Consider the following 5,273-nt stretch of genomic DNA (forward strand, 5'->3'; position numbering starts at 1 on the left):
TGGGCTCGGAGTTTTGTCTAAGATACAGAAGTACGTGGGCTTAATTATATATAAAACCCTAAAACCTGCGGCGCACGCGCAGCGTGCGCCGCAGGTTTTATACCAAGTTAAGAAATGGCTACGCCATTTCTTAACTTGGTATAAAACCCTTACCAGATCTAGTACCAATTCACAAAAGTGTTGTCACACTTTTGTGAATTGGTACTAGATCTGGATTTTAATTATGCTGAGGTACTTAGCAAGCCAAGAGATTAGCAAGCCAAGAGATTAGCAAGCCAAGAGATTAGTAGCTGGGTACAATTAAATATAAAGCCTCAAAAGCTGTAGCGCACGCTGCGCGTGCGCTACAGCTTTTGATTCTGGGTTTTAATTATGCCCAGCCATATGCCCAGCCACTTAGCGGTGAGAGTTTATGCTTGCAGATCAATTGCCACAATGGTTGGAATTATCTCTCCAAGAAGTTTATAAGGGTAAATTGCCCAGCTATATTCCCCTTTTAGCACAGGTCGATCCCCGCACGATCGCGATCGCCATGCAGTTTATAGATGGTAACTGTCTGATGGCAGGTGATGCGACCGCAACTTTCCCTTTAATGAGTGCGATCAAACCATTTTTATTACTTTACCTACTCGAAAATTTTGGTAGAGAAGCCGTTTCTAAGATGGTTGATGCGGAACCCAGTGCCGAGGCTTTTAATGCCATACCCGATGGCAAGCCGAAAAATCCCATGATTAATAGCGGGGCGATCGCTCTTTCTTCGTTATTGACCTCCTCGGAAAATTTGCAAAATTGGCTCAACGAGAGATCGGGCGCAAATTTGATCCTCGATTTTTCAATGCTCACTTCGGTGAGATCGATACCAAATCGCCGCAATTTAGCGATCGCTTCGCAACTTACCTCTTTAGGAATAGTCTCAAATTCTCGTCAAGCCCTCAAGATTTATGAAGAAATCTGTTGTTTGCGGAGTAACGTACAGGATCTCGCCAAAATTGGGGCTTTATTGATTGATACAAAGCGATCGCCACATATCCCGATGGTTTTAGAAATCATGCTGCGCTGTGGGATGTATGAGGGCTCCGCTGCATTCGCGCAGGATGTGGGATTAGCTTCTAAGTCCAGCGTTAGTGGTGCTTTGTTATCGATTATTCCCGATCGGGCTGTCATTGCTTGTTATAGCCCCGCTCTTGATGCGATCGGCAACTCGGTGGCTGGGCTATTTCTCGTTCGCCAGATTAAAAACTATATGCTGGAATTGGGGCATGAAGCGTCCACATCTCCAATAAAAAGTTGAATTTTTTAATAGATCTTCGCGATCGTGTATATACAGCTACCTTTATCCGATAAAATTAAAAACGCTAAAAAGTTTTCGGTTGTAAGCAGTAGAGAATAAGTAAATGAGTACCTTTGAGAAAGTTCAAGAGATCGTTGCATCCCAATTAGGCGTTAAACCAGAAGAAGTTAGACCAGCAGCTAGCTTTGCAAACGACCTTGGCGCTGACTCTCTCGATACCGTCGAACTAGTTATGGCCCTAGAAGAAAAATTCGGCGTGGAGATCCCCGACGAATCCGCAGAAAAAATTATCACTGTGCAAGATGCGGTTGATTTCATTGACAGTCAGAAGGCTGCTTAAGCAATTGTTTTAGATTAAAGCTTTGTTGCTCGACGACAAAGCTTTTCTGTTCTTAAAATTTTTGATCTATTGATTCCAAACGAAATGCAAAACCCTCAGCCCCTCTATCGCGTCGTTGTCACTGGACTAGGTGCAATCACACCGATCGGTAACACGGTCGAAGAATACTGGCAAGGTCTAGTCGATGGCAAAAATGGGATTACCGAAATTACCCGTTTCGATACCACTGACCATGAGTGTCGAGTCGGTGGCGAAGTAAAGGATTTCGATCCCCTAGCCTACGTCCCCGCCAAAGAAGCGCGACGTATGGATCGCTTTGCTCAATTTGGCGTAAGTGCTAGTATCCAAGCGCTCCGCGATGCCAACCTCGAAATAACCCCTCTAAATGCGCCCCAAATCGGCGTTTTGTTGGGTACGGGCATTGGCGGATTGCAAGTGCTTGAAGATCAGCATGAAATTATTCGCACCAAAGGTCCAACCCGCTGTAGTCCATTCATGATCCCGATGATGATCGGCAATATGGCGGCAGGTTTAACAGCAATCCATACGGGCGCACAGGGACCTAATTCCTGTACGGTCACAGCCTGTGCAGCGGGATCTAATGCGATCGGTGATGCATTCCGTTTGGTTCAAAGTGGCTTTGCTCAGGCGATGATCTGTGGTGGTACTGAGGCAGCCATTACCCCTCTAGGCTTTGCTGGGTTTGCTTCGGCAAGGGCTATGTCTCGCCGCAATGACGATCCTGCCCATGCCTCGCGTCCCTTTGACAAAGACCGAGATGGTTTTGTCATGGGTGAAGGTGCGGGAATATTAATTATTGAGAATCTAGACCATGCTCTCGCAAGGGGAGCCAAAATCTACGCTGAAATCGTGGGCTATGGCTGTACTTGCGATGCCTACCACATGACTTCACCTTCTCCTAATGGTGAGGGAGCTGTCAGAGCCATGTCCCTAGCTCTCAAGGATGGCGATATTACACCTGAGATGGTGGATTATATTAACGCTCATGGTACGAGTACTGCAGCAAATGATAGTACTGAGACCAAGGCAATCAAGAAAGTCTTAGGCGATCACGCCTACAAGGTTGCGGTTAGTTCTACTAAGTCGATGACGGGGCATTTGCTTGGTGGCTCTGGTGGTATTGAGGCTGTCGCCACTGTCTTGGCTGTGAAAAATGATATTGCGCCGCCAACGATGAACTTAGAAAACCCTGACGAAGAATGCGATCTCGATTATGTTCCTAATAAGTCGCGCCCAATGACTATTAATGTAGCGACCTCTAACTCTTTCGGCTTTGGCGGTCATAACGTGACGTTAGTTTTCAAAAAATACCAATAACAAAAGGGGGCGTAATGCGCCCCCTTTTGTTATTTAACGTGAGTTCGGGATAATTGGAAACGGGATTTGAGAAAGGATTTGCGTAGCAAATCCTTTCTCAAATCCCAAAAGTACTAAGACATAAACCCCAAGAATTGACTGGCGGCGCTTCGCGCCGCCAGTCAATTCTTGGGGTTTGATTTGTCCTCATTCAAGTGACTGTAGCTATATAGCCGCCGCCAACTGTATCAGGACATAAAACCCCAAAGAGAGTTGCCGCGCGGAGCGCGGCAACTCTCTTTGGGGTTTTGATTTTGTCCTAACAAAACTGGCGGCAGCTATATAACGTTATTTAGCGATATTTAGTGATCGCCGATCTAGGAATCAATAAACAGATCGGTTCCTTCTTGAGTGACTGCAAAATTTGCCACATCAGTGGGAGACTTACCCATCGCGATCATTTTCTGGGCAATCGCAGGTAGAGGGATCCCGACAAAGGAATCTACCCATTCCACATTCTTACCAGTGCAAATTTCAAATTTAGAACCATGAAAAGGACAGGTAATGACACCATTTTCAAATTTACCTTTGGCTAAGGGCAGTCCAAAATGAGGACATTTATTGGCGATCGCACAATAATTATCACCAACTTTTGCGACGAGGACAGATTTCCCATTGGCACTAGTCTTCAGGACTTTATCGGAACTGACATCGGTCGTGGAGGCAATTTTGACTTTAGTCATTTTTTTATAAATGAATGTTTTAAGACACAAAAAACTATATCACAACCCATATTTGTAAAGGCACGATCATGTATTAGGGTAATTAATAGCTATTGTCCTAACTAACCCAAGTCCAAGAATATAAGTGGCGGCGCAAAGCGCTGCCACTTATATTCTTGGGCTTATATCCAAAGCAAAGCTTTTATGGCTATTTAAAGCCCTGTGGCGCAGCGTGCGCCACAGGGCTTTGGGTTTTATATTTAATTACGCCCATCTACTTAGTGATCTACTTGGCAATCTACTTGGCGATCGCCTTTCAGGGTTGCTAGATATTTTGTCGGAAAAAGCTAGAAAAAAATATCAGACTTTTTCTGTTCCAATAACTTGCTTGTTAATGCCTTGATTGATGTCATGAATTATCAGTCTTTTTATCGTTAAAAACAAGTTTTAGTAAAATTGAAAAAGACTTATAACTCCTGAAAACCTTACTAATAAATGTTTTTGAGGTTTACATCTATACAATTACCTTAAATAACTAGTTTAGAAAAAATATGCTAACTTAGCAATGTCAATATAAACTACATGCAAAACATTTTGTTTTATACGTTGTTATCTATATTGATTTTTTGTCAATCTTGAAAATTTTTTGGCGAGTCTAACGGATGGGTGTTGAGTACTTGTGAATTGAGCAAAGACTTCTAATTATGAGATTGGGAAATGGATTGAGAGAAGATTGGGTAATTGTGTTGAGTTTAAAATGTTTGTTTACCCAATCACCACTAATTAAATGGAGATTTAGTTAGGAATTTCCTGTCTTAAGTTGATATTTAAAATTAGTATTTAAATTGACATTTAAACTAATAGTTAAACTAATATTTAAATCAATAATTAGAATTAATGTCTTATCAAAATATTATGACTCGCTAGTTTTTTAGAGCGGCTATCCAGATATAAATAACTAGGGAAATGTGAGGAAAAAGATGACTATTGAAGACGCACTCAATATCGTAGATTCTGTTTTGGAAAATAAGAGCCTTAGCACAATTCAAGAGGCTATTTTTCGTCAAACTTGGGATGGAAAAACCTATTCGGAAATTGCGGAAATAGCTGGCTATGATGCCGCCTATATTCGCGATGTCGGTTATAAATTGTGGCAATTACTGTCTGAGGCTTTTGGCGATCGCGTAACTAAAAACAACTTACAAGTGGTTTTACGCCGCTATAGTAATCGATCGCTAAATGCTAGCCCTGTTGCAAGTGGTAATTATCCATCTTTGATTAATTCTCACATCGTTTCAGCCATTCCTTCCTCAGTGAATTTACCGATTTCTACGGAATCCTTTAGTCAGGAAATTAGTAATGGGGCTTCTAAACTTTTGCAATTGCTAGCGCGGGTATTAAGCGAACCCATTGGCGATCGCCCAATTAATCATCACTGGCAGCAGCTCCATGATTCCAATACGGATTCCTCATTGAAACTGACCATTACGGTAAATCTCAGCATGGCAGACTAACCATCAAAAAGGGCGCAATGCGCCCTTTTTGATGATATATAGCAATAAAAGAGATAGTTAGGACAAATCAAAAACCAAATAAATAAAGG

The 5,273-nt window shown here is 42.5% G+C and carries 5 protein-coding genes; 4 read left to right on the top strand and 1 reads right to left on the bottom strand.

Annotation, left to right across the window (positions count from 1 at the left end):
* Nucleotides 1-412: 412 nt before the first annotated feature.
* The 3 genes from PseudUWO310_RS22430 to fabF all read left to right on the top strand — a co-directional run bounded on the left by PseudUWO310_RS22430 (nucleotide 413) and on the right by fabF (nucleotide 2,969).
* Nucleotides 413-1,291: a glutaminase gene (locus tag PseudUWO310_RS22430; protein ID WP_143190579.1), complete on the top strand. Its 879-nt coding sequence runs from the start codon at nucleotides 413-415 to the stop codon at nucleotides 1,289-1,291.
* Between the two features lie 103 nt (nucleotides 1,292-1,394).
* Nucleotides 1,395-1,631: an acyl carrier protein gene (gene acpP / locus PseudUWO310_RS22435; protein ID WP_143190580.1), complete on the top strand. Its 237-nt coding sequence runs from the start codon at nucleotides 1,395-1,397 to the stop codon at nucleotides 1,629-1,631.
* Nucleotides 1,632-1,715: 84 nt separating this feature from the next.
* Nucleotides 1,716-2,969: a beta-ketoacyl-ACP synthase II gene (gene fabF / locus PseudUWO310_RS22440; RefSeq protein ID WP_143190581.1), complete on the top strand. Its 1,254-nt coding sequence runs from the start codon at nucleotides 1,716-1,718 to the stop codon at nucleotides 2,967-2,969.
* A gap of 356 nt (nucleotides 2,970-3,325) precedes the next feature.
* Here the strand turns inward: fabF and PseudUWO310_RS22445 are convergent, their stop codons facing one another.
* A complete protein-coding gene (locus PseudUWO310_RS22445) occupies nucleotides 3,326-3,691 on the bottom strand; it encodes a Rieske (2Fe-2S) protein (RefSeq protein ID WP_009629830.1) in 366 nt (121 codons plus the stop codon).
* A gap of 959 nt (nucleotides 3,692-4,650) precedes the next feature.
* Between PseudUWO310_RS22445 and PseudUWO310_RS22450 the strand changes: the two genes are divergently transcribed.
* Nucleotides 4,651-5,184: a hypothetical protein gene (locus tag PseudUWO310_RS22450; protein ID WP_143190582.1), complete on the top strand. Its 534-nt coding sequence runs from the start codon at nucleotides 4,651-4,653 to the stop codon at nucleotides 5,182-5,184.
* Nucleotides 5,185-5,273 lie beyond the last annotated feature (89 nt).

Source organism: Pseudanabaena sp. UWO310, from assembly GCF_006861605.1.
Taxonomy (GTDB): Bacteria; Cyanobacteriota; Cyanobacteriia; order Pseudanabaenales; family Pseudanabaenaceae; genus Pseudanabaena.